The 24,079-nt window shown below is 42.0% G+C and carries 23 protein-coding genes; 13 read left to right on the top strand and 10 right to left on the bottom strand.

The annotated features are described in order from the left end of the window. The first annotated feature begins 64 nt into the window (after window positions 1-64). Window positions 65-1,975, top strand: coding sequence for an acetate--CoA ligase (gene acs, locus ACQZ43_RS12265; RefSeq protein WP_430612975.1), 1,911 nt, complete (start codon window positions 65-67; stop codon window positions 1,973-1,975). Between the two features lie 55 nt (window positions 1,976-2,030). Here the strand turns inward: acs and ACQZ43_RS12260 are convergent, their stop codons facing one another. Next, complete coding sequence (locus ACQZ43_RS12260) at window positions 2,031-2,897, bottom strand: EamA family transporter (RefSeq protein WP_430612974.1); 867 nt, start codon at window positions 2,895-2,897, stop codon at window positions 2,031-2,033. 577 nt (window positions 2,898-3,474) lie between these two features. Here ACQZ43_RS12260 and ACQZ43_RS12255 point away from each other — a divergent pair. Beyond that, window positions 3,475-3,846 (top strand): hypothetical protein, encoded by a 372-nt coding sequence (locus tag ACQZ43_RS12255; RefSeq protein ID WP_430612973.1) that lies wholly within the window; start codon window positions 3,475-3,477, stop codon window positions 3,844-3,846. A gap of 131 nt (window positions 3,847-3,977) precedes the next feature. Further along, window positions 3,978-4,265, top strand: a complete 288-nt coding sequence (locus tag ACQZ43_RS12250; protein ID WP_430612972.1) for a DUF3817 domain-containing protein — start codon at window positions 3,978-3,980, stop codon at window positions 4,263-4,265. A 161-nt stretch (window positions 4,266-4,426) separates the two neighbouring features. Here ACQZ43_RS12250 and ACQZ43_RS12245 read toward each other — a convergent pair whose 3' ends face one another. Genes ACQZ43_RS12245 through ACQZ43_RS12235 form a run of 3 tightly spaced genes read right to left on the bottom strand, consistent with a single transcriptional unit; the run spans window position 4,427 to window position 5,624 of the window. Continuing rightward, on the bottom strand, window positions 4,427-4,810 hold the full coding sequence (locus ACQZ43_RS12245; protein WP_430612971.1) for an acyl-CoA thioesterase: 384 nt from the start codon (window positions 4,808-4,810) through the stop codon (window positions 4,427-4,429). Window positions 4,811-4,828: 18 nt separating this feature from the next. After that, window positions 4,829-5,209: an acyl-CoA thioesterase gene (locus ACQZ43_RS12240; protein WP_430612970.1), complete on the bottom strand. Its 381-nt coding sequence runs from the start codon at window positions 5,207-5,209 to the stop codon at window positions 4,829-4,831. Beyond that, a complete protein-coding gene (locus ACQZ43_RS12235; protein WP_430612969.1) occupies window positions 5,193-5,624 on the bottom strand; it encodes an NUDIX domain-containing protein in 432 nt (143 codons plus the stop codon). Before ACQZ43_RS12235 ends, ACQZ43_RS12240 begins: the two co-directional genes overlap by 17 nt. A gap of 210 nt (window positions 5,625-5,834) precedes the next feature. Here ACQZ43_RS12235 and ACQZ43_RS12230 point away from each other — a divergent pair, with 210 nt between their 5' ends. From ACQZ43_RS12230 to ACQZ43_RS12220, 3 genes are all read left to right on the top strand, one after another. Continuing rightward, window positions 5,835-7,082, top strand: a complete 1,248-nt coding sequence (locus ACQZ43_RS12230) for an OmpA family protein (protein WP_430612968.1) — start codon at window positions 5,835-5,837, stop codon at window positions 7,080-7,082. A 105-nt stretch (window positions 7,083-7,187) separates the two neighbouring features. Then, on the top strand, window positions 7,188-9,170 hold the full coding sequence (uvrB, locus tag ACQZ43_RS12225; protein WP_430612967.1) for an excinuclease ABC subunit UvrB: 1,983 nt from the start codon (window positions 7,188-7,190) through the stop codon (window positions 9,168-9,170). Between the two features lie 92 nt (window positions 9,171-9,262). After that, window positions 9,263-9,703: a DUF1456 family protein gene (locus tag ACQZ43_RS12220; RefSeq protein WP_430612966.1), complete on the top strand. Its 441-nt coding sequence runs from the start codon at window positions 9,263-9,265 to the stop codon at window positions 9,701-9,703. Between the two features lie 108 nt (window positions 9,704-9,811). On the opposite strand, the gene sucC is transcribed toward ACQZ43_RS12220, so the two are convergent. The 3 genes from sucC to ACQZ43_RS12205 all read right to left on the bottom strand — a co-directional run bounded on the left by sucC (window position 9,812) and on the right by ACQZ43_RS12205 (window position 14,445). Continuing rightward, on the bottom strand, window positions 9,812-11,005 hold the full coding sequence (gene sucC, locus ACQZ43_RS12215) for an ADP-forming succinate--CoA ligase subunit beta (RefSeq protein WP_430612965.1): 1,194 nt from the start codon (window positions 11,003-11,005) through the stop codon (window positions 9,812-9,814). Window positions 11,006-11,465: 460 nt separating this feature from the next. Next, window positions 11,466-12,086 carry an L-threonylcarbamoyladenylate synthase gene (locus ACQZ43_RS12210; RefSeq protein WP_430612964.1) on the bottom strand — a complete coding sequence of 207 codons (621 nt, stop codon included), beginning with the start codon at window positions 12,084-12,086 and terminating at the stop codon, window positions 11,466-11,468. Window positions 12,087-12,114: 28 nt separating this feature from the next. After that, window positions 12,115-14,445 (bottom strand): ATP-dependent helicase, encoded by a 2,331-nt coding sequence (locus ACQZ43_RS12205; RefSeq protein ID WP_430612963.1) that lies wholly within the window; start codon window positions 14,443-14,445, stop codon window positions 12,115-12,117. A 127-nt stretch (window positions 14,446-14,572) separates the two neighbouring features. On the opposite strand from ACQZ43_RS12205, the gene ACQZ43_RS12200 reads away from it, so the two are divergent. Then, on the top strand, window positions 14,573-15,100 hold the full coding sequence (locus ACQZ43_RS12200; RefSeq protein WP_430612962.1) for a hypothetical protein: 528 nt from the start codon (window positions 14,573-14,575) through the stop codon (window positions 15,098-15,100). 49 nt (window positions 15,101-15,149) lie between these two features. Beyond that, window positions 15,150-15,938: an alpha/beta fold hydrolase gene (locus ACQZ43_RS12195; RefSeq protein ID WP_430612961.1), complete on the top strand. Its 789-nt coding sequence runs from the start codon at window positions 15,150-15,152 to the stop codon at window positions 15,936-15,938. 163 nt (window positions 15,939-16,101) lie between these two features. Here ACQZ43_RS12195 and ettA read toward each other — a convergent pair whose 3' ends face one another. After that, entirely contained in the window at window positions 16,102-17,790 is a 1,689-nt protein-coding gene (ettA, locus tag ACQZ43_RS12190) for an energy-dependent translational throttle protein EttA (protein ID WP_430612960.1), read from the bottom strand. Between the two features lie 163 nt (window positions 17,791-17,953). On the opposite strand from ettA, the gene ACQZ43_RS12185 reads away from it, so the two are divergent. After that, a complete protein-coding gene (locus ACQZ43_RS12185; RefSeq protein ID WP_430612959.1) occupies window positions 17,954-18,166 on the top strand; it encodes a hypothetical protein in 213 nt (70 codons plus the stop codon). Between the two features lie 74 nt (window positions 18,167-18,240). Here ACQZ43_RS12185 and ACQZ43_RS12180 read toward each other — a convergent pair whose 3' ends face one another. Both ACQZ43_RS12180 and holA read right to left on the bottom strand, forming a co-directional pair. Beyond that, window positions 18,241-18,417, bottom strand: a complete 177-nt coding sequence (locus tag ACQZ43_RS12180; RefSeq protein ID WP_430612958.1) for a CAL67264 family membrane protein — start codon at window positions 18,415-18,417, stop codon at window positions 18,241-18,243. Window positions 18,418-18,440: 23 nt separating this feature from the next. After that, the gene (holA, locus tag ACQZ43_RS12175; protein WP_430612957.1) at window positions 18,441-19,445 is read right to left on the bottom strand and encodes a DNA polymerase III subunit delta; all 1,005 of its coding nucleotides are present in this window, start codon (window positions 19,443-19,445) and stop codon (window positions 18,441-18,443) included. Between the two features lie 51 nt (window positions 19,446-19,496). Here holA and ACQZ43_RS12170 point away from each other — a divergent pair, with 51 nt between their 5' ends. The 4 genes from ACQZ43_RS12170 (at window position 19,497) to ACQZ43_RS12155 (ending at window position 24,037) form a co-directional block, all read left to right on the top strand. Then, window positions 19,497-19,949: a type I restriction enzyme HsdR N-terminal domain-containing protein gene (locus tag ACQZ43_RS12170; RefSeq protein WP_430612956.1), complete on the top strand. Its 453-nt coding sequence runs from the start codon at window positions 19,497-19,499 to the stop codon at window positions 19,947-19,949. Window positions 19,950-19,953: 4 nt separating this feature from the next. Then, window positions 19,954-20,949, top strand: coding sequence for a glycosyltransferase family 2 protein (locus ACQZ43_RS12165; protein WP_430612955.1), 996 nt, complete (start codon window positions 19,954-19,956; stop codon window positions 20,947-20,949). 79 nt (window positions 20,950-21,028) lie between these two features. Next, entirely contained in the window at window positions 21,029-21,865 is an 837-nt protein-coding gene (locus ACQZ43_RS12160; RefSeq protein WP_430612954.1) for an OmpA/MotB family protein, read from the top strand. A 360-nt stretch (window positions 21,866-22,225) separates the two neighbouring features. Then, complete coding sequence (locus tag ACQZ43_RS12155; RefSeq protein ID WP_430612953.1) at window positions 22,226-24,037, top strand: BspA family leucine-rich repeat surface protein; 1,812 nt, start codon at window positions 22,226-22,228, stop codon at window positions 24,035-24,037. The last annotated feature ends 42 nt before the right edge of the window (window positions 24,038-24,079 follow it).

Below are 24,079 nucleotides of genomic sequence, written 5' to 3'. Positions count from 1 at the left end.
TTTTTTTAAAAGCATTATTTTTATAAAATACGAAAAGTCTTTAATTTAAATTTCATTTAAGAAAATGAGTTATTATAAAATCGAAAATTTAGAACAGTACTTTAAACACTATAAAAAGTCGGTTCGCGAACCGCGAAAGTTCTGGAGCAAAATAGCAGAAGAAAATTTTGTTTGGTATCAGGCCTGGGATAAGGTGTTTGAGTTCGATATGGTTGAGGCCGATTTTAAATGGTTTACGAATGCAAAATTAAATATCACAAAGAACTGTATCGATCGTCATCTGGCCAAAAGAGGCGAGAAGACCGCTATTATCTTTGAACCCAACGATCCCCAAGAAGCTGCGCAGCACATCACTTACAATGAACTGTATAATCGCGTAACCAAAATGGCCAACGTCCTACAAGATCAAGGCATTAAAAAAGGAGACCGGGTGTGTATTTACTTACCGATGATCCCCGAATTGGCGGTAAGCATGTTGGCTTGTGCCCGTATCGGTGCCATCCACAGCGTTATATTTGCCGGATTCTCCTCTTCAGCCGTCTCCAAACGGGTAAACGATGCCCGTTGTAAATTGGTCATCACCTCCGACGGAAACTTTAGAGGCAGCAAAACCATAGCGGTTAAACCCCTAATAGACGAAGCCTTGGAAGAATGCCCAAGCGTGGAAAAGGTTTTGGTTGTCAAACGCACCCATAGCGAAGTTGCGATGAAACCCGGAAGAGACCTCTGGTTAGAACCCCTCTTGGAAGCCGCAGTACCCAATCACGTCGCTGTAGTGATGGACGCCGAAGATCCGCTGTTTATACTCTATACCTCGGGATCGACAGGTCAGCCGAAGGGAATGCTTCATACCACCGCGGGCTATATGGTGCAAACCGCTTATTCCTTTAAAAATATTTTTGACCACCGCGATAGCGATATCTTTTGGTGTACAGCCGACATCGGTTGGATAACGGGACATTCCTACATCCTATACGGTCCGCTGCTCAACGGTGCAACTACCGTAATCTTTGAAGGCGTCCCTTCACATCCCACTTACAGCCGTTTCTGGGACATTATAGACAAATATAAAATTACCCAATTCTATACCGCACCCACGGCGATTCGTTCGCTTATGGCGCAGGATTACAGTTTTGTCAACAAACACGATTTGTCGAGTTTGCGCGTCATCGGTTCGGTAGGAGAACCCCTAAACGAGGAAGCATGGCACTGGTATAACGATCATGTGGGCAAGAAAAAATGCCCGATTGTAGATACCTGGTGGCAAACGGAAACCGGTAGTATACTGATTTCTCCCTTGCCCTTTATCACACCGACCAAACCGACCTATGCCACGCTGCCGCTACCGGGTATACAACCGGTGTTGATGGATGAAAAACGCAACGAAATTGAAGACAACCAAGTCGATGGTAACCTCTGTATCAAATTTCCATGGCCTTCTATGGCTCGAACGATATGGGGCGACCACCAACGCTATATCGATACCTATTTTACCCAGTTTCCAGGAAAATACTTCACCGGAGATGGCGCATTGCGCGACGAAGTAGGCTATTATCGAATTACCGGTAGAACCGACGATGTAGTCATCGTTTCGGGACACAACCTGGGAACCGCTCCGATTGAGGATGCAATCAACGAGCATCCAGCAGTAGCAGAAAGCGCCGTGGTCGGATATCCGCACGACATCAAAGGCTTGGCCCTATACGGTTTTATCACCTTAAAAGTACAAGGTGAATACCGCGATAGAGAGAACTTGACCAAGGAGATCAACAATTATATTTCCAGCCATATCGGCGCTATTGCCAAATTGGACAAAATAGAATTTGTGGAATCCTTGCCAAAAACCCGTTCGGGAAAAATCATGCGTAGAATATTGCGCTCCATCGCCAAAGGCGATACCGCAGATTTTGGAGACATCTCCACCTTGATTAACCCCGAAAGCATCGAGCAAATCATTGCGCTGAAAAACAAGTAGTTATAAAAACAGTACTAAAAAGGGTAGGGGAGCACAGCGTTCTTCTACCCTTTTTTTATGTTAAATACTGGGCCGTGGCAATCAGGCTGATCGCTGCGATAGCCATGCCCAATCCCCAGATGTTTTTGCGACTTAAGCGCTCTTTAAAGAACAGTACACCAATTAGAGTTCCCAGCAGGATAACGCCAAAATTCATCATGGCAAAAACCGTGGTGGGATTGTCGGCAAACAAACGGTGCGCTTTGAGGTAAAAATAGATGTTTGAAAAATTGAGCAGCCCTAAGGGAATCCCAAAATAGAGGTTCTTAACGCTAAGAACATCGGATTTGACCAGCATTCGATACGCGTTGATCAATAAGGATACCACTAAGGCCAGCACAAAGACAAAGAAGAGCGACGTGGTGTACGGCAATGCGGTATACAAGGCAATCTGCTTAAACAAAACATCGATAACCCCAAATCCTATAAAGACCAACAACGGAAATAAACCAGCATTTTTATGCGATACCTCGGCGGTTTCCCTTTTGCTCAGCGTAAAGTAAATAGCCAACAACCCAAAGCCCAAGCCCACATATTTCAGCGTGCTGATCTGTTCACCGAATATACTAATGGCTGCCAGTATCGGAATTACCAGAGACAAGCGCTGTGCGATATCGGTTTTGACGATGCCCACCAAATTTACAGCGTGAAACAAAACCACGAATATCGTTGGCAACAACAAGCTCAACGGTATCAAAACCAACCAGGGCAAATCGCTGGGAATCGCGCTTAAATCAATCGGAAACAACAGATAACACAGCAATAGCGCAACCAGATAATTGACGCTGACCAGCTGAAATATATTCGTGCCTTTGTCCTTGGTCAGCTTTAAGAGTACGCCAACGGAAACACTGCACAAGATGCTTAATAGTAAATAGATCATTTGGACGACATATTAGTCAGCGACAAATGTAAAGAATATAGTTTATTTTTTATCAACACCGGATCGCTGTTTACCGGGATTCTCTTTATTGACATTAAATGTGCTTATAGCGGTAGCACAGTAGGAGTATTCATCGCTACATAAAGCGCAACAGACCGGAGCAATGGCGCCGTGTGCTGTATTACTTATTTTCTATTTTACATAATATATATTATCGTTCAATAATATATATATCAAAAAGGGGTGTTTTTACGCTCGAGACTTCATGTCTGGTTTTGGATTGCCGCTGTAATTCGCCCATACGAGAAAAAATTATGGTTGTCGGCAATTGCGCCCGTATTTAAAAAGCAATAAAAATCCACCAATCGCGCTCGTCAGTATTCCTTAACATACAATTCTCTAATTGCGACTATAAAAAGGATAATGCGAATAAAAATCGCCTATATTTCTATAAATAAATGCTGTAGCGTAAAAAAAGCAAATATTAACAGTAAAAATATTCCAATAAGATTAGTATTCAAATTAGAAAAGATTATTTTTGCAATCCGAAATGATTTTTTAATTTAAAGATATTACAGTGGAAAATTCCCATGCTCAAAAATTAATCAAGAAAGTCCAGTCAGATTTAATCGCTAACGGACTTGTTGTAGAAGATTTTGTTACCGACTTAAAAAAATTAAGAGAATTTGCACTCTTAGAAGAAAATCCGATATTGGTAAAAGCAATTCGTTTAACATACGAACACGTCTTGGCAAATGGAGCCTTTTTAATAGATATTCCTTCAGATGAACCCATCGATGAGGAAAATCCTGTGGAAATCACTAAAGAGCCTGTAACGGAAAACAACATGGAAAGCTTGCAGTACATCCTTTCTCTATTTACCGATTTAAACAACAAACACAATATAGCTGATTTAAAAGATTACAATGCCGCCTTGCAAGGCGCTTAATTTTTTAACGTCATCACCCTCAAAAGGCTCCGAAAATATCGGGGCCTTTTTTCGTTTAAATACCTTGGGAAAACCCGTTAAAAACAGTACTTTAGTTCCCTAAACTCATAACCTAAAAAATCACATTTTTCATGTTGAAAATTTTTAAAATTATCGCTTTTTTAGAGGGTGTTTCCCTTCTTGCCCTGTTTTTTATCGCCATGCCCATGAAGTACTTTATGGATAAACCCGAATTGATTAGCCCTGTGGGAATGGCGCACGGTTTGTTGTTTATCGCGTATATCGTACTGGCTACCGTACTTAAATTTGAATTAAAATGGAGCTGGACCAAATACTTTTTGATCTGCATCGCTTCGCTAATTCCATTTGGAACTTTTTACGTGGAATTCAAAATGCTCAAAGAAGATACTCCGGCATAAAGAAAATATACCACAGGCTTTTCGGCTGTGTGAAATACAAAAATCGAGTGAATCAAGCGCCGTTTTCCGCAACGCGTTTATCCACTCGATTTTTATTTAAAGGCAACTCCCCTATTTATTTTTAACAATTCGCAAACTGAATCAATCTAATCAATTTGTGATTAAAACCATCCCAAATCTGTCAATCCGTGTGGGGTTGGTTTTCCGTCCTCACCCAAGTGTACCATGGTAATGGCCTCAACGGTAATGATGGATTCCTTGGTCATAATATTAAATACCGAACACTTGATTTGCAGGGAGGTCTTGCCAAATTTGGTAATCTCAAACTGAATTTCGATAATGTCCGACTGCCGCGCCGAGCTCATAAAGTTGATTTCGGTCATGTATTTGGTGACCACTCTCCTATTCTTGAGGATTAAAACGGCAAACAACGCCGCCTCTTCATCAATCCACGCCAATAGTTTTCCTCCAAATAACGTACTGTTGGCGTTTAGATCTTCGGGTTTTACCCACTTTCTCGACTTGTAAATATTATTGTTGGTCATGTGTAAGCGTATTGATAATTATAAAAATGATTTTGATTTCGTAACTCCGTGTGCCGTCGGTTGCCCTTGGTCGTTTAAATTGACCATGGTAATGGTTTCCACCGTAATGATGAGCTCGCTGGTCATGGTGTTGAAGACCTGACACTTTAAGGTAATCGAGCTCCGGCCATAATGGGTCACCTCCAAGCGAATTTCAATGATATCCGACTGCTTGGCGGTGCTCATAAAATTGATTTCCGACATGTGTTTGGATACAATTTTATTGTTCTCCAAGTTGATGATTGCCATAGATGCCGCTTCTTCAGAGATCCACGACAACAGCGTGCCTCCGAACAAAGTGCTGTTGGCATTCAAATCCTCGGGTTTAACCCATCTTCTACTCCTATATATATTGGTCATGTAAAAATCGCTTTAACGCCTCATCGACAATCTCTTGGTGATCAAAGGCCAACAAAGGTAAGTTTTTAATGGAAAACCAACCAACTTCTTTGGCATCATCTTGTGCTTTTGCCGGAACTTCACGCTCCAACAGCCCGTAATACGCTATGCTAACCACATGGGAACGCGGATCTCTAAAGGGTTTTCCAAAAGCGCCAATTTGAGATAAATCGCGAACTGCGACTGCAGTTTCCTCCTCCAGTTCTCGAATTGCCGCCTGTTCGAGGTCTTCGTTCTCATCGACAAAGCCGCCGGGCAAAGCCCAATGCTCTTTAAACGGATCGTTCTTTCTTTTGATCAGCAGTAATTTATAATCGGAATCCGCAGGACACAAAATCACCGTATCGACGGTGACAAAAATTTTAGAAGCGTACATAATAAACTAGATATTAATTTAAAACCATATTTAATCATTAATAAAATGTTAAAAAAATCATTAAATTTGCTAAAGTTATCGTTTTAATTGAAAAAACGCGGTTTTTTTTTAAGAATACATATTTTTGTTTTATATTTGCAATAGTAACAGCTCTTACAAATGCTGGAATATAGCATTTTTAAGAGTAATTATTAAAAAAAAAAAGAAATTATGAAAAAAATTGCATTACCAGTATTAGCTACAGTTCTTGCTTTCGGATCAATGAATGCTCAAGAGCGTCCTTACAACAAATGGTCAGTTGACTTAAACGCAGGTTTAACTAAACCTACAGGCCCCCTTTCTTCTGGATATTTCACAGATACTTTTGGTTTTATCCATGCTGATGGTGGTGTTCGTTATATGTTCAACAACAAATTCGGTGTTAAAGCTGACTTTGGTTACGACAAAATGGAAAACGATGACGATAGTAAAAAATTCGAAACTCAGTACTACAGAACTAGCTTGCAAGGGGTAGTTAACTTGGGTAGAGTTTTAAATTTCGAAGAGTGGACTAAAGTCTTAAACGTACAAGCTCACGCTGGTGCAGGTTATTCATGGATGACTAGTGATGCTTTCTCAGGTAAAGATGAGATGGTAAATGTTATGGCTGGTCTTACAGGTCAGTTAAAATTATCGGAAAGAGTTGCATTAAATGCTGACTTTACCGTAATCAAACACGCTAGACAAAACATTACTTTTGACGGTACAGAAAACATTTCTAGCCGCGGTATTCAAGGAGCATTGTACAATGCTACTTTAGGTCTTTCTATCTACTTAGGTGGAAATGGAACACATGCTGACTGGTATTATGGCGATTCTTCAACCAACAAATTGGCTGAATTGGAAAGCAGAATGACCGATGTTGAAAACAAAATGATTGATTCTGACAACGATGGTGTGCCAGATTATTTAGACCAAGAGCCAAATACACCTGCTGGTGCTATGGTTGATGTTAAAGGTCGTTCAATCGATAAAAACAACAACGGTATTCCAGATAGTTTCGAATCTTACTTAGAGGAGAAATACGGAAACCAGAAAGAACAAACCATGACTGTTGAAGACAGTGCTTTGGTTAAAGAATTGATCAACAAAGGTTATGTTGCTGTATATTTTGATTTTAACAAATCTCAACCTACTGCTTCATCAAGCGATGGAATCAACTTTATCGTAACGTATTTGAGAAGTAACCCTTCTGCTTCTATCGAAGTAATTGGTTATGCGGATGCTGTAGGTGGAAACTCTAACTACAACAAACAATTGTCTGAAAAACGTGCAACTGCAGTGAAAAACATTTTAGAAAAATCGGGAATTGCTGCTTCTAAAATTTCAGTAACTGGAAATGGCGTTGATAATTCAGTGGAAAAATCTTCTGACAAAGCACGTGAAATTGCTCGTAGAGTAATTTTCAAAGTGAAATAATTCGAAGGAATTTTATACGAATAACTCCAAAAGCGCAAGTATATCTTGCGCTTTTTTTATGCCTTTTTATTTGGAATATACCTTACTTTTACAAAAAATATCACTATGGATTTTAAAGTAGTATCGGATTATCAACCTACGGGTGATCAACCTAGTGCTATACAAAAATTGGCGCAGGGAATCAGGGACGGCGACAAGTATCAAACCCTACTGGGTGTTACCGGTTCGGGGAAGACCTTTACCGTGGCCAATGTCATCCAAGAGGTTCAGAAACCCACCTTGGTTTTGGCGCATAACAAAACCCTGGCTGCACAGCTGTACTCGGAATTTAAGCAGTTTTTCCCCAATAATGCGGTGGAGTACTTTGTGTCTTATTACGACTATTACCAACCCGAAGCCTTTATTCCGGTTACGGGTACCTATATAGAAAAGGACCTTTCGATCAATGAGGAACTGGAAAAAATGCGTTTGAGCACGACTTCTTCCCTATTGTCCGGACGCCGGGACATCATCGTCATCGCTTCGGTATCGTGTTTATACGGTATTGGAAATCCGGTGGAGTTTCAAAAAAACGTGGTGAGCATCGAATTGGATCAGGTCATCAGTAGAACCAAGTTTTTGCACCGACTGGTGCAAAGTCTTTATTCGCGAACAGAGGCGGACTTTTTACCGGGCACCTTTCGAATTAAGGGCGATACGGTAGAGGTATTTCCCAGTTATGCCGACAACCCCTTTCGCATTCACTTCTTTGGCGATGAAATCGAAGATATCGAAGTATTTGACCCCAAGAATTCTCAGGTAATCGAAAAATACACCCAACTCAATATCTATCCCGCCAATATGTTTGTCACCTCTCCCGATGTGTTGCAAAATGCCATCTGGGAAATTCAACAGGATTTGGTTAAGCAAGTAGACTATTTCAAGGAAATCGGCAAGCATCTCGAAGCCAAACGACTCGAGGAACGCACCAATTTTGACCTCGAAATGATTCGCGAATTGGGCTATTGCTCGGGTATTGAGAATTATTCCCGCTATTTGGACGGACGTTTACCGGGTACCAGACCCTTTTGTTTGCTGGACTATTTTCCCAACGACTTTTTAATGGTGGTCGACGAGAGTCACGTGACCATTTCTCAGGTACACGCCATGTATGGCGGCGACCGATCTCGGAAGGAAAACCTGGTGGAATACGGTTTTCGCCTGCCCGCTGCCATGGACAACAGACCATTGAAATTTGAGGAATTTGAGTCGATGCAAAACCAAGTTATCTTTGTGTCGGCTACGCCGGCCAATTATGAAATGGAAAAATCGGAAGGCGTCTTTGTCGAGCAGGTCATTCGCCCTACCGGGCTGTTGGATCCCATCATCGAAGTGCGCCCCAGTCTCAACCAGATCGACGACCTAATAGAAGAAATCCAAAAACGCGTGGAAGTGGACGAACGGGTACTGGTCACCACCTTGACCAAGAGAATGGCAGAGGAATTGGCCAAGTACTTAGATCGGATGTCAATACGCTGTCGCTATATCCACTCGGATATCGATACCTTGGAACGCGTCGAAATCATGCAGGATCTGAGAAAGGGTATTTTCGATGTCTTGATCGGAGTCAACTTGCTTCGAGAGGGATTGGATTTGCCAGAAGTGTCTTTAGTCGCGATTTTAGATGCGGATAAGGAGGGCTTTTTGAGGAGTCACCGTTCCTTGACGCAGACCGTGGGACGCGCTGCTCGGAACATCAACGGCAGGGCGATTATGTATGCGGATAAGATTACCGATAGCATGCAAAAAACCTTGGATGAAACCGAATACAGACGCGGAAAACAGCACGCCTATAACTTGCAACACGGCTTGGTACCCAAGGCGTTAAACAAAAAGATCTCCGGTGAACTCACCAAGGATATGTTGTCCGATCCGACGACACACTTTGCCGCCGTAGCCGAAAACAATCTTAAATACGCCAGCAAAGCAGATATTGAAAAGGCCATCCGCGAAAAGAGGAAAGCCATGGAAGTCGCTGCTAAGGACTTGGACTTTATGCAGGCGGCCAGACTGCGCGATGAAATCAATGCGTTAAAGGAAAAAATCTAAGAGCGCTGCTTGCAAATCCTCTTGTAGACAAATGCCGGAATTCACAAATTCTACAAATATAATTAGTACTTTTGTAAAAATTAATCACAATAATGACGAACAACGATATTTTTAAAAAATTGCGTGTAGCCTTGCAATTGCGCGACGATCAAATCATAGAAATTTTGGAATTGGTAGATTTTAGAATTTCAAAGGGCGAAATCGGGAATTTCTTTAGAGCACCCGAGCACCCGAAATACATAGAGTGTGGTGATCAGGTATTGCGCAATTTTTTAAACGCCTTAGTCATCCATTTACGCGGAACTAAAGAGGAACCCAAAGTTCCGATGGACGTGATCAAAGCGCATAAAACGACGCCTTCTAAGGATTACGACCAAAAAGACCGCAAGGATAGACCGGCTACTTCTCCGTCTAAACCCAAGTCGTATTCGAAGTCGAATAACAAAAAGAATGACCCTAAAAACAAAAAGTTTAACCCGCTTGGAAACGTTAAATTCAACAACGGAAAACCCAAAAAGAAGGAGGACGAATAAATAAAAAACCGCTGGAAAACATTGATTTTTCCAGCGGTTTTTTTACGCCATAAAAAAAGCCCAAACAAAAAATGTTCGGGCTTTTTTAACTTGATTATATCAGTTCGATTAAGACAAAGCAGCTTTAACTTGATCGGCAGCTTCTTGGAATTCCACTGCAGATAAAATAGGCATACCCGATTGATCGATTAATTCTTTTGCAATTTCTGCATTGGTACCTTGAAGGCGAACGATGATTGGCACTGTAATAGCGTCACCCATGTTTTTGTATGCATCAACAACCCCTTGAGCAACACGGTCACAACGAACGATTCCTCCAAAGATGTTAATCAAAATAGCTTTAACGTTTGGATCTTTTAAGATGATACGGAAAGCCGTTTCAACGCGTTTCGCGTCAGCCGTTCCACCTACGTCCAAGAAGTTAGCCGGTTCAAAACCTGCGTATTTGATCAAATCCATAGTAGCCATAGCCAAACCAGCTCCGTTTACCATACATCCAACCGTACCGTCTAAATCTACATAGTTTAGACCCACTTCTTTCGCTTCTACCTCAATAGGGTTTTCCTCTGAGATATCGCGCATTTCAGCGTATTCTTTTTGTCTGTAAAGCGCATTGTCATCCAAGGAAACCTTAGCGTCAACAGCCAAAATTTTATCGTCAGATGTCTTTAATACCGGGTTGATTTCAAACATAGATGAATCACTTCCAACATAAGCGTTGTAAAGCGCATCTACGAATTTCACCATCTCCTTAAAAGCATTGCCAGAAAGACCTAAGTTAAAAGCGATTTTTCTCGCTTGGAAACCTTGAAGTCCTACACTTGGATCAACTTCTTCTTTAAAGATTAAATGCGGTGTGTTTTCAGCTACCTCTTCGATATCCATTCCCCCTTCGGTAGAATACATAATCATATTACGGCCATTTGCACGGTCCAAAAGTACGGACATATAAAACTCAGAAGGCTCGCTTGCTCCAGGGTAATAAACATCTTCAGCTACTAATACGCGGTTTACCTTTTTACCTTGTGGTGGAGTCTGTGGAGTGATTAAGTCCATACCAATAATTTGACCAGCAATTTCCTTTACTTGATCTAAATTCTTAGCCAATTTAACGCCGCCGCCTTTACCGCGTCCACCTGCGTGAATTTGAGCTTTGATCACGTACCATGAAGTACCTGTTTCTTCCGTTAATTGTTTTGCTTTTTCTACCGCTTCTTCCGCGTTGTTAGCAACATAGCCACGTTGTACTCTTACTCCGTAACTTGCTAATATTTGTTTACCTTGAAATTCGTGTAAATTCATAGTGAAATATGTTTAGCTTTAAATATAAACTGACTACAAAAATAACAAACTAGAATGTAAAAGCCTAATATTTTTGGGTATTATCTGCTTTTGGAGTGTTTCTATTTTAGGCTGTGACGGCGGTTTAAGCCCGTTCTTTTTTTAGGCGCTTGTTTTTAGAGCCAATCGCAATTGTTTTCTGCGGTAGGCAATCCCTTTGCGACAAAACCATAAAGCCATTGCTGCTCGGCGGTGTTTAAAGCAAAAACCCGCCGCTATTCGACTGTTTTTAAGCGGATAGACCGCAGAGCGGCTACTCAAGACCGACGAACCCCAAGCCTTGGTACATAAAAGGAAAAAGGCTACCTCTGTAGGCAGCCTTGGTATTTTCTTTGCAGCGATGGGCTGCTTTAACAAATCTCTTCGGTATAGCCCGCTTGCTCTTAGGCCTGCGGATTCTCAGAAGTATGCAGTATCCGATTTAAAAGACATCTATGCTGCCTTTGCCCTCGCGGAGTACTTCGGGCTCTGGTCCGGACAAATCGATTATCGTCGAGGCCTGATTGTCTCCAAATCCACCATCGATGACCACATCGACGATGTTTTGCCATTTTTCAAATATCAATTCGGGATCGGTGGTGTATTCCACTACCGAATCCTCGTCGTAAATCGAAGTCGACACTATGGGATTGCCCAATTGACGCACGAGTTCCAAGGCGATACTGTTGTCTGGAACACGGATACCCACGGTTTTCTTCTTTTTAAACTCCTTGGGAAGGCTGTTGTTTCCCGGAAGAATAAAGGTATATGGACCGGGTAAACTCCGCTTTAAAATCTTAAAGGTCGAGGTTTCGATCTGTTTGACATAGTCCGAAATATTGCTCAAATCGTGGCACACAAAGGAAAAGTTTGCCTTATCCAATTTGATTCCCTTAATGCGCGCAATTTTCTCCAAAGCTTTGCTGTTGGTAATATCACAACCCAAACCGTAAACCGTATCTGTGGGATAGATCACCAAACCACCCTCTCTCAATATGCGAACAACTTTCGCAATTTCTTTAGCATTGGGATTATCGGGGTAAATCTTAATAAATTTTGCCATATCGTTCCGTTTTTACTGTCGGTATAAGTTAACCTAAAATTTGCAATTTTGCAAATCGCAACAGCAGTTTTTTCAAACCGCCCACATCGAACTTAATCTCTGCTTTTTTATCCGCTCCGGCTCCTTCTAAATTGACGATTTGCCCTTTGCCAAAGCGCTCGTGCATGACCAATTGACCGACTTCCAAGCCGTAATCCACTGCCGATCGGGCCGCAGGTCCTGCGTTGGATGCCATCGGTTTTAGCTTGCGTATGTTGTGATCCACCTTGTCTTCTTGCTTCAAATACGTCGGCGGTGTACCGCTTTCCGGTTTTTGCAGCCGCAATTTGGACTTGTCGACATCGCCAAAAATATCGGTATTAATACGCGGTTTATAGCGGTAATTGGTTTCCGTTGGCGTTAGGTATTCCAAGTATTGAGAATCGATTTCCTCGATAAATCGAGAAGGTTCACTATCGACGAGTTTCCCCCAGCGGTAACGCGACTGGGCATAGGTCAAATACGCCTGATGCTCGGCACGGGTTAGGGCTACGTAAAACAAGCGACGCTCCTCTTCCAATTCGCTTCGGGTGCTCATACTCATCGCGCTGGGAAAGAGGTCTTCCTCCATACCCACGCAAAAAACCGTCGGAAATTCCAACCCCTTAGCCAGGTGAATCGTCATCAAGGCCACGCGGTCGTCATCGCCTTTGTCGTTGTCTAAATCCGTTGCCAAAGCCACGTCTTCCATAAATTCGCTCAAGGCACCTCGAGCCCCATCAACTTCTTTCTGCCCCTCGGTAAAGTCCTTGATACCGTTGAGCAACTCCTCGATGTTTTCCATCTTGGTAATCCCCTCCGGTGTAGCATCCTTCTTTAACTCTTGCACCAAACCCGATTTTTTTGCCACGTGATCGGTTAAGAAATAGGCGTCTTGATTTTCGTTTAGGATTTGGAAGGTCTTGATCATATTGACAAAATCCGTCAATTTGTTCTTGGTTCCCGCCGTGATCTTTAAGTCGATTTTATCGATGTGCTCCATAATTTCATAGATGGAGCGCTTGTAATGATTGGCCGCTATGGTCAGTTTGTCTATGGTGGTATGCCCGATTCCGCGAGCGGGGTAATTGATGACCCGCACCAGTGCTTCTTCGTCCTTGGGATTGATTACCAAGCGCAAATAGCTCAAGACATCTTTGATTTCCTTGCGCTGATAAAACGATAGCCCTCCGTAAATTCTGTAGGGAATATCGCGTTTTCTCAGGGCGTCCTCCATCGCTCTCGACTGGGCGTTGGTGCGATATAAAATGGCGAAATCGCCGTTTTTCTGTTGGTTGCGCATCTTTTCCTCAAAGATGGTTCCCGCTACAAAGCGGCCTTCTTCTCCATCGGTCAAAGAGCGGTGTACTTTTATCTTGGGACCGAAGTCGTTGGCGGTCCAAACGATTTTCTCGAGTTTGACCTTGTTTTTATCAATGATCGTATTGGCCGCTTCTACGATGTTTTTAGACGATCGGTAGTTCTGCTCCAAACGATAGGTTTGCACGTTGTCGTAATCCTTTTGAAAGTTTAGGATGTTGTTGATATTGGCCCCGCGGAAGGCGTAGATACTTTGGGCATCATCGCCCACAACGCAGATGTTTTGAAAGCGATCGGACAAGGCGCGTACAATCAAGTATTGCGAGTGGTTGGTATCCTGGTACTCATCGACTAAGATATAGCGAAAGCGGTCCTGATACTTCATCAACACATCGGGAAAACGCGTCAAGAGCTCGTTGGTCTTTAAGAGTAAATCGTCAAAGTCCATCGCACCGGATTTGAAACAGCGGTCGACATAGTGTTGATAAATCTCTCCCATACGCGGCTTTTTACTCATCGCGTCGGCTTCTTGTAAGTCGGCATTGTCGTAATAGGCCTTAACGGTGATCAAACTGTTTTTGAAGGAGGATATTCGACTCAAAACCTGTTTGGGTTTGTACACATCGCGATCCAACTGCATTTCCTTGATAATTTGTCCGATCAGTCGCAAGCTGTCTTGCGAATCGTAAATCGTAAAATTGGAAGGATAACCCAGCTTATCTGCTTCGGAACGCAGTATCTTGGCAAAAACCGAGTGAAAGGTTCCCATCCAAAGGTTTTTGGCTTCGGAACTTCCCACAATTTGCGAAATACGCGTTTTCATCTCTCGCGCAGCCTTATTGGTAAAGGTCAGCGAAAGGATGTTAAAGGCGTCTACTCCCTGGTTCATTAAATAGGCAATGCGCAAAGTCAAAACTCGGGTTTTCCCCGAGCCTGCTCCAGCGATAACAATCATTGGCCCATCTTTCTGTAATACAGGCGCTTGTTGCGCCTCATTTAATTGACTTATATAGTTTTGCATAATGTAGATCCAAAGTTCAAAAATACTACTCCTTAGCCGTTATAACAAGTTTTTAATAGCCTAAAAAAATTTTGATAGTCTAGGAAATTATCCCTTATTTTGACAGTTGATAAATCCCCTTGATTCTATGCAGTTCGATTTTTTATTAGAAACTTTCTCCTATACGTTTCCGGCAATCGTAACCGGTGCTGTGGCCTATTTTTACTTTTCGGAATTCGTCAAACAAACCGAAAAAACAACGCCCCCACCCCCCGCGGTTCACAGTTTTGAAAAGGATAAATTCAACTTGCGCCTACAGGCTTACGAACGCCTGACCCTGTTTTTTGAACGCAACGACTTAAAGAATCTCTTGCTGCGTATCGCTCCGATATCTCAAGAGAAATCGGCTTATGAAACCCTGTTGGTTCAACATATTGAACAGGAATTTGAATACAACCTCTCCCAGCAAATCTACATTTCGGAAAATCTGTGGATCATCGTTCGCAACAGCAAGAGCAAACTGTTGCAGGAAATACGCACTCAAGCTGCTGCGGAAAACCTGCGCAATGCCGACGACTTGCGTCAAGCCCTGCTCAAAAACTCCTTTTCACAGGGCAATCCCATCGCCGCTGCCTTGCTCAGCGTCAAGGAGGAGGCTCGTATTTTATTGAGTTAGATGGGCAGATCATAGCGGCTATTTAAATAGTTAATTAAACATCCTATCCATGGAAAATTATATTTTATCTACAGACCGTGTAAATATACACTACACAGAAATCGGGAAGGCTCATACTACCCTAGTTTTTGTACACGGTTGGCTAGGAAACACCAATTGGTGGAACAGTCAAGAAGATTTTTTTAAGGACAGCTATAATATCGTTAAGATCGATTTAGGTGGTCATGGAAAATCTGAAAGGAGTAGGAAAAAATGGACAGCAACGCAATATGCTGATGATATCAAAACGGTGGTTAATCAAATTAAAAGCACTGATATTATACTAATAGGGCATTCTATGTCCGGTGCGTATGTCGTACAAGCAGCATTGGATTTACCTCAGGTAAAAGCGTTAATTTTAATTGATACTTTAAAAGACTTAGATCAGGTTTTTACTCCAGAACAGGCCGAACAGTATATGTTTCATTTTTATCGCAACGATTTTAAATCAGCGGTTGAAGAGATTATGCCGTCCTATCTGTTTGTCGATGAAACACCTGTTTATATCAAAGAACAACTGCAAAGTGAATTTCTTCTAAATGATTATGAACTGGCTATAAATGCCTTAAAACCTTTATATGAAATGGATCTGCAAAAAATGTCAAAGCAAATTGATATACCAGTAAGAGGCATACTGTCTGATGCGCAACCCGTCGAGATAAATAATAATACTAAATACTTTAAGGATTATCACGGCGTAATCATTAAGGGAACGGGGCATTATCCCATGCTGGAAAAACCTCAGGAGTTTAATAGTCTATTGAATACAGTATTAAAAGAATTGAAGCTTCAACAATAAAAACATCCCTTATAAATCCGGCCGCAAGACGGTCAACGATAGGATTGAATTAAATTGTTGTCGTATTTGATTGAAAGGTATTATTCGAGATATTTAATCATAAAAAAAGAGGTCGTATTGAAAAATACGACCTCTTTGCTATAAAATGCACGATAGTAAAAAACTATCTGATTAATTTTTTGTATTTAACCCGTGTTGGAGCCACATCACCAAAGCGTTTTTTACGATTTTCCTCGTATTCCGAGAAGGAACCTTCAAAGAAGTATACCTGAGAATCGTTTTCAAAAGCCAAGATATGCGTACATACACGGTCTAAGAACCATCTATCGTGGGAAATTATCACGGCACAACCCGCAAAGTTGTCCAAACCTTCTTCCAAGGCACGAAGTGTATTGACATCCAAGTCGTTGGTAGGCTCATCCAGCAACAATACGTTTCCTTCTTCCTTTAGCGTCATCGCCAAGTGCAAGCGGTTGCGCTCCCCTCCTGATAAGGTGGATACCTTTTTGTTTTGATCGGAGCCCGCAAAGTTAAAACGGCTTAAATAGGCTCTGGAATTGACCTGTCTACCGCCCATCATAATCAGCTCCTGACCGTCGCAGAAATTCTCCCATATCGTCTTGTCTGCATCGATATCGCTATGCGACTGATCGACATAGGCTATTTTAACGGTTTCACCGATGACAAAGGAACCGGAATCCGGTTGCTGCTCGTCCATAATCATTCTGAAAATAGTCGATTTACCCGCCCCGTTGGGACCGATAATACCTACAATTCCAGCCTGAGGTAAGGTGAAATTCAAATCTTCATACAGCAATTTGTCGCCAAATGCCTTAGAAACGTGTTGGGCTTCGATTACTTGAGTACCCAATCTCGGACCGTTTGGAATGTAAATTTCCAAGTTCTCCTCCAGGGATTTCTGGTCTTCATTCAACAATTTATCGTAATTCTGCAAACGGGCTTTTTGCTTGGTTTGTCTTCCCTTAGCGCCTTGACGCACCCAGTCCAACTCGCGTTCCAAGTTTTTTCTACGCTTGGACGCTACCTTTTCCTCTTGTCTTAAACGGGTTGATTTCTGATCCAACCACGAGCTGTAATTCCCCTTCCAAGGAATTCCCTCACCGCGGTCCAATTCCAAAATCCAACCGGCTACATTGTCCAAGAAGTATCTGTCGTGGGTTACGGCGATTACCGTTCCGGGATATTGTTGTAAATGTTGCTCTAACCACAATACCGATTCGGCATCCAAGTGGTTGGTAGGCTCATCCAAGAGCAAAACATCGGGTTGTTGCAATAACAAGCGACACAATGCTACCCTTCTGCGCTCCCCTCCTGAAAGGATGTTGATCGGGGTATCGGGTTCTGGAGTCCTTAAGGCATCCATAGCAATTTCGAGTTTGGTCTCCAATTCCCATCCGCCAGCCGCATCGATTTTATCTTGTAAGACCGCCTGTTGGTCCATCAGTTTTTGCATTTTATCGGCATCTTCATAAACTTCTGGAAGTCCAAACATATCGTTTATCTTATTGAACTCTTCCAAGACCGCTACGATTTCCGCAGCGCCTTCTTTGACGATTTCAATCACGGTTTTGGTCTCGTCCAATTGGGGTTCTTGTTCCAAATATCCCACTGTATATCCCGGTGCAAAAACCACATCTCCCTGGTAGTTTTTATCCACGCCCGCAATAATCTTGAGCAAAGAAGATTTTCCAGAACCGTTGAGTCCTAAAATACCGATCTTGGCGCCATAGAAAAAGCTTAGATAAATATCTTTCAACACTTGTTTATTGGTCGAAGAATAGGTTTTACTCAACTTCGACATGGAAAAAATAACTTTTTTATCGTCTGACATACACTGTTTTATTAGTTTTTAGTTTTTTTGGCGCGACACTGACTGCGCAGGGCTCCAAAAAATCAAAATTAATACATTATTTGGGATAAAAGAAATTTAAAGTTTGCGAACAAAATAAAGGGCTTGGTTTTCTTTTTTGATTAAATTAGTAAAAAAATACATTATGGAATTCAATGAAAAATTAATCAAGGCCGATATCGAAATCGTCGAAAACAACAACGTACACTTAAAGAGTACCGACGGAACGGAATTGGTTATGCATATCGGTGACCCCGTGACTAATGCCGTTTGGGCCGAGCACGGGAAACTTTTGGTAACCTTGGAAAACGGTACGATAAGACTCTACCACAACCAATTGGATTACGACATGATTTAAACCTTTGACCCTATTCTAAACAACAAAGACCGGTATGTCCGGTCTTTGTTGTTTAGAGGTGTGGGTTCTCCTTGTTATACCCTTCCTTTTAGGGCGCTAAAAACCCAAGCATTGGCAAAAAATCCAACGCCGACAGCTACAAAGCCCCATCCGGCCACTTCGTTATATCTAAAAACGCCTAAGGCGATTAACAATATTCCCATGGCAATCATGATAAGCGTTGCCCAGCCCAATATTTTATTCTTGTTCATTTTTTTACTCATGCTCGTCTTGGTTAGTTAAATATTTTCGCCAGCATTTCTTTCAGTAGATCTCCCTGTGGCATGGCTGACGCTCCTACTCCTTTATTTTTTAAATCGATGTCTTTTAATATGGATATGATTTGGCTGACTTTGCGCATCGGATAGTTCTTAAAACCGATTTCGTAGTCCTTAAGCCCGTATTGACTGATCTTTAGGTTTTTGACCACATTCATCGCCGATTTGTCCTTGAGTCCGTGGTACAGCAACAATTTGGAAAAATACGAATACACCAAGCCCAAAGTCAAGACCATCGGGTTGTTTTTGGGATTTTGAGAAAAGTAATGCGCAATTTTATAGGCCTTTAACTGATCGCGGTCAACTATGGCTTTAATCATTTCAAAATTGTTAAAATCCTTGCTGATCCCGATGTTGTATTCCACGACTTCTGCCGTGATTGCACTGCCCTTGGGCAGTATGATGGTCAGTTTGTCCAATTCATTGGCAATCTTGCTCAAATCCGTGCCTAAGAACTCGACCAACATCGCAGAGGCCTTGGGTTCAATGCTGTATCCCTTACCGGAAATAATGCGCTTTAACCAGGCTTCAATCTGATATTCTCGCAGCTTTTTACTCTCGTAAAGCACGCCTTTTTTCTGTATGTTCTTATAGACTTTTTTGCGCTTGTCCAGGGTCTTATACTTATAGCAAAACACCAATACCGTAGTGGGTTGTAAATGCTCTAAATAGTCGTCCAGTTGGTCTATAGTCCGCACCAATTCCTGGGCTTCCTTGACGATGATGACCTGTTTTTCGGCCATCAGTGGAAAGCGCTTGGCATTGGAAATGATTTCCTGCATGCTGACATCCCGACCGTAGAGCACCATCTGATTAAAACTCTTCTCCTCTTCGTTTAAAATATTCTTCTCTATAAATTCAGATAATTTGTCGATATAATACGGCTCTTCCCCCATTAAAAAATAAATGGGCGCTATGGTTCCAGCTTTGATATCCTTTGTAATTTGTATTACCTGATCCAAAATATTTTTTGTTTAATTGTTCTTTGTCATTAGAAAAAATATCTTTGTCAGATGCAAAAATTAAATTTTCCTTCCTTTGAATTTCGCTTCAAAAATACTAAAAATAAGCTAGCTATTTTTGATATTATCCGGAAAAAGTTTATTCAGCTCACTCCGGAAGAATGGGTTCGACAGCATGTGGTACACGATTTGATTTACCATAAAAACTATCCGCAGCAGCTGATTAACGTCGAAAAAGTAATTGTGATCAACGATTTGATCAAGCGTTACGACGTGGTTGTCTTTAAGCCCAACGGCAGCATTTCCCTATTGATCGAATGCAAGGCGCCACAGATTAAAATTGACCAGAGTACCTTTGACCAGATTGCGCGATACAATTTGTTGTTACGCGCGGATTTGCTTTATGTGACCAACGGTCTACACCATTACTATTGCGAAATGGACTTTGAATTGGAGAAATACCACTTTTTGCCCGAACTGCCTAACTACCTGTTAAAACCCTAAAAAGATGCCTCAAATTGCCGTTGTTATATTAAATTGGAATGGACGTAAATTACTCCAAGAGTTTTTACCCTCCATCGTCATGTATTCGCAACTCGCGACGATATATGTGGCCGATAACGCATCGAGCGACGATTCCATCGCCTATATCGCCGCGAATTTCCCAACGGTGAAGATCGTTAAAAACAGCGGTAACTACGGCTATGCCGGAGGCTATAACCGCGCGCTTGTCCACGTTGAAGAGCCCTATTTGGTCTTGATCAATTCGGATGTACAGGTGACGGAAAACTGGCTGTTGGCACCGCTACAGCTGTTGGAACAACAACCGCAAATCGCGATTATCCAACCCAAAATACTCGATTATAAAAATCCGACGAAATTTGAATATGCTGGAGCCGCAGGCGGTTTTATCGATAAATATGGGTTTCCGTACTGTCGCGGCAGGGTTTTTGATACTATAGAAGTAGATACGGGACAATACGACGCGAGCACGCCTATTTTTTGGGCCTCGGGTGCCTGCTTTTTCATTCGCAAAAGTGTTTTTGAGGATTTACAGGGCTTTGATACCGACTTTTTTGCGCATCAAGAGGAAATCGATTTGTGTTGGCGCGCAAAGAACAGCGGTTATCAGGTGCATTATTGCGGCTTATCGACGGTCTATCACCTGGGCGGGGGCACCTTGGCGTATCAAAACAGTCGCAAGACTTATTTGAACTTTAGAAACTCGCTCTATATGTTGTTGAAGAATTTGCCGGCTTCTCAACTTATAATCATTATCTTTACAAGACTGTGTATGGACGGTTTAGCGGGCATCAAAATGTTGTTGGATGGCAAACCAAAACACTGTTGGGCGGTAATCCACGCGCATTTTAGCTTTTACAAACGCGCCCGAAGATTTTACAATAAGCGCAAGGGCAAACAAAGTACTGAATACTATCACACTAGCAGTATCGTACTGCAATATTTTATTAAAAAGAGAAGGGAATTTAACAATTTAATTTAACAGTAGTTTTTTAGCGATATATTTTAATATTAGCACAATTATTGATAAATTAGCCCTATATAACAAATCATTTTACATTATGAAGAAAATCATTTTAGGATTGTCTGTTTTGGCAATTTCTTTGAGTTCTTGTGGCTCACAAAAGAAAATTGCGGCATTAGAAAGCAAGAATAAAGAGATTCAAGATTTATTGAATACGTGTACGGTTAAATTAAACACTTGTTTAACGGAAAAAGAATCTTTGAAAACTTATGCTGACAAGATGAAGCTCGATAATGAAAAGTTGTTCAACACTATGGATAACTTGACCTCTTTATCATCAAAAGGAGCTCAAAATTTAGAGAAGTCGTTGGAAAGTATGAAAGAGAAAGATCTTAGAATTTCACGTCTACAAGATGCAGTGAGCAAGAAAGATTCTATGACACTGGCTCTAGTTACTAGTTTAAAAAGAGAAGTTGGATTTAATGATCCAGATATTGAAGTAAATGTTGAAAAAGGAGTTGTATTCATCTCTATTGCAGATAAATTGCTTTTCAAAAGCGGTAGTTATGTAGTGAGTGAGCGTGCAAAAGAAATTTTGGGCAAAGTAGCTAAGGTCGTGAACAGCAAACCGGATTTCGAATGTATGGTGGAAGGACACACGGACAATGTGCCTATCAAAAACAACATCATGGAAGACAACTGGGATTTGAGTGTTAAAAGAGCTACTTCGATTACGAGAATGCTTCAAAACGATTTGGGTGTAAAACCAGAACAATTGATTGCTGCCGGAAGAAGTTACTACGTTCCTTTAGTGTCTAACGACACCCCGGAAAACAGACAGAAAAACAGAAGAACAAGAATTATCATCATGCCTAGAATTGACCAATTCTACGATATGATTGAAAAAGAAATGAAAGTATTGGCAAAAGGATAAGCATTCCTTTGCACTTACTAACAGACAAAAAGACCGTTTCGACGGTCTTTTTTTTTGCCTTATACGGACGCAGCTACACTCCTATTAACACCGCTTGCGCACTACGCGAACCGCCCGGGCAAAACCCCGCCCCAACATGATCGAAAACCTTTAAAAACAAGATTTATTCCGATAAGCACGTCACAATCTAAATTCTTCGGCTTTGCAAAACAGGAAAATCCACGTTAATTCTTCCCGATATTTTATTCAATCTTCGGCTAAAACGACGCATTATATCGATTTAAATGGTATTTTAGAAGTGCGATACGTACTGCTTCACTTTAAGGTGTAGCACATAAACCGCATTATACCCTATAAATTATGAGTCGAGCCTTATTTTCGTCCCTATTGTCGAAATTTATTCTGATGGCTGTGTTGTTCTGCGCTATGGATGCGGCAGCCCAACGCCCGTTTATTTTGACCCTCAATCACAAGTATGCCGATTTCGAACCCGAACTCCTCTTGGAGGGCAGTTATCTATACCAGTGGGAAAATCTGGAGCAAACTGCGCTAGAAGGCAGCGGAAAGGGAGCGGGAAGTTTAAAACTGACGTTTCCCACCCCCGGTGTTTATCGCATTGAACTCACGCCGATTGGTGCGGATCCGCTTCATCGAATTCGACAAGACAATCGGTGGTACATAGGAATGCGATCGGTGGAACAATGGGGCGATGTGCGTTGGAGCTCCTTTAGAGAGGCGTTTATGGGCTGTATCGATTTGGTCGTCAATGCGACCGATGCACCCGATATGAGCAGGCTAACCGATATGAGCGCCATGTTTGCGGAGGTCAAAGCGATGAATCAATCGATTAATCATTGGGACGTGAGTCGCGTGACCGACATGTCGAAACTGTTTTACAAAGCATCGACCTTCAACCAACCGCTAGACCGATGGGATGTTCGACAAGTGACCGATATGTCAGAACTGTTTGCCTATGCCACGGCATTTAACCAACCGTTAAACAAATGGAAGGTCAATCGCGTGGTGGATATGAGCAGCATGTTTGAAGAAGCTGTGGCATTCAACCGGCCCCTAAAACGATGGAAGGTTCAGCATGTCACCAATATGAGTCGTATGTTTGCCAGAGCAGCGGCTTTTAACCAACCGATTGGCCGTTGGAAAACCGCTAAGGTCACTGACCTCCACGGAATCTTTTCCATGGCCAGTTCCTTTAATCAACCGCTCGAAAAATGGGATGTGAGCCAAGTGACCAATATGGCTGCTGCTTTTGCCCATGCCAGCACCTTTAACCAACCGCTAAACAACTGGAACGTCGGTAAGGTCACGGCTATGCAAGCCCTGTTTCAAGGCGCTACGTCCTTTAATCAACCGTTGAATAAATGGGATGTCACTCGGGTTACAAATATGGCTTCACTCTTCGAAAAAACAGAATTTTTTAATCAACCCCTAGACCAGTGGCAGGTTGCGCAAGTCTCCGATATGAGCAGTATGTTTGAAGCAGCAGCAGCGTTTAATCAATCCATAGGTCATTGGAATGTCGGACGGGTTACGGCGATGTCCAGTATGTTTCTAAACGCCTATGATTTTGACCAAGAACTAAATTCGTGGGACGTCAGTCAGGTTACAACGATGTATCGAATGTTTGCCCGAGCATACCGATTTAACCAACCCTTAGACCGCTGGGATGTGCGCAAGGTCGTCATCATGGAAGAAATGTTTAGCAGTACCGAGAACTTTAATCAACCGCTGAATACCTGGAAGCTCGAAAGCATCGTATCGCTTTCGAGTATGTTTGAAAGCAGCAAAGCCTTTAATCAACCTCTAGATCAATGGGACGTTAGCCATGCAGAGAAATTGTACAATATGTTTTATGATGCGCGGGCTTTTAATCAGTCCTTGGGCAATTGGAGTTTTAAAAACGCAATTCCCTCTCACAACAACAGTGGTTTTATGAGTGGTATTTCGGGTATTATTGCCCACAGCCAATTGGATTGCATGAATTATTTACTCACGTTAAAAGGATGGAGTGAAAATCCGAACACCCCCTCCTATGTGCATTTTCATGCCCCGTACTTAAAATACCCTCGAGAAGCGATTCCATATCGCAACGCACTTATTGAACAAAAGAAATGGCGCTTTCAATATGACGAAAAAAGCGATTGTAACCCCTAAAACCAGCCGTTCTACACGCTAAAATACCGAAGCTGGTCTATG

The organism is Flavobacterium sp. JP2137 (assembly GCF_050562195.1).
GTDB lineage: Bacteria > Bacteroidota > Bacteroidia > Flavobacteriales > Flavobacteriaceae > Flavobacterium.
The sequence above is the reverse complement of the archived record's forward strand: the minus strand, read 5'-3'. Positions and strand labels throughout refer to the sequence as shown.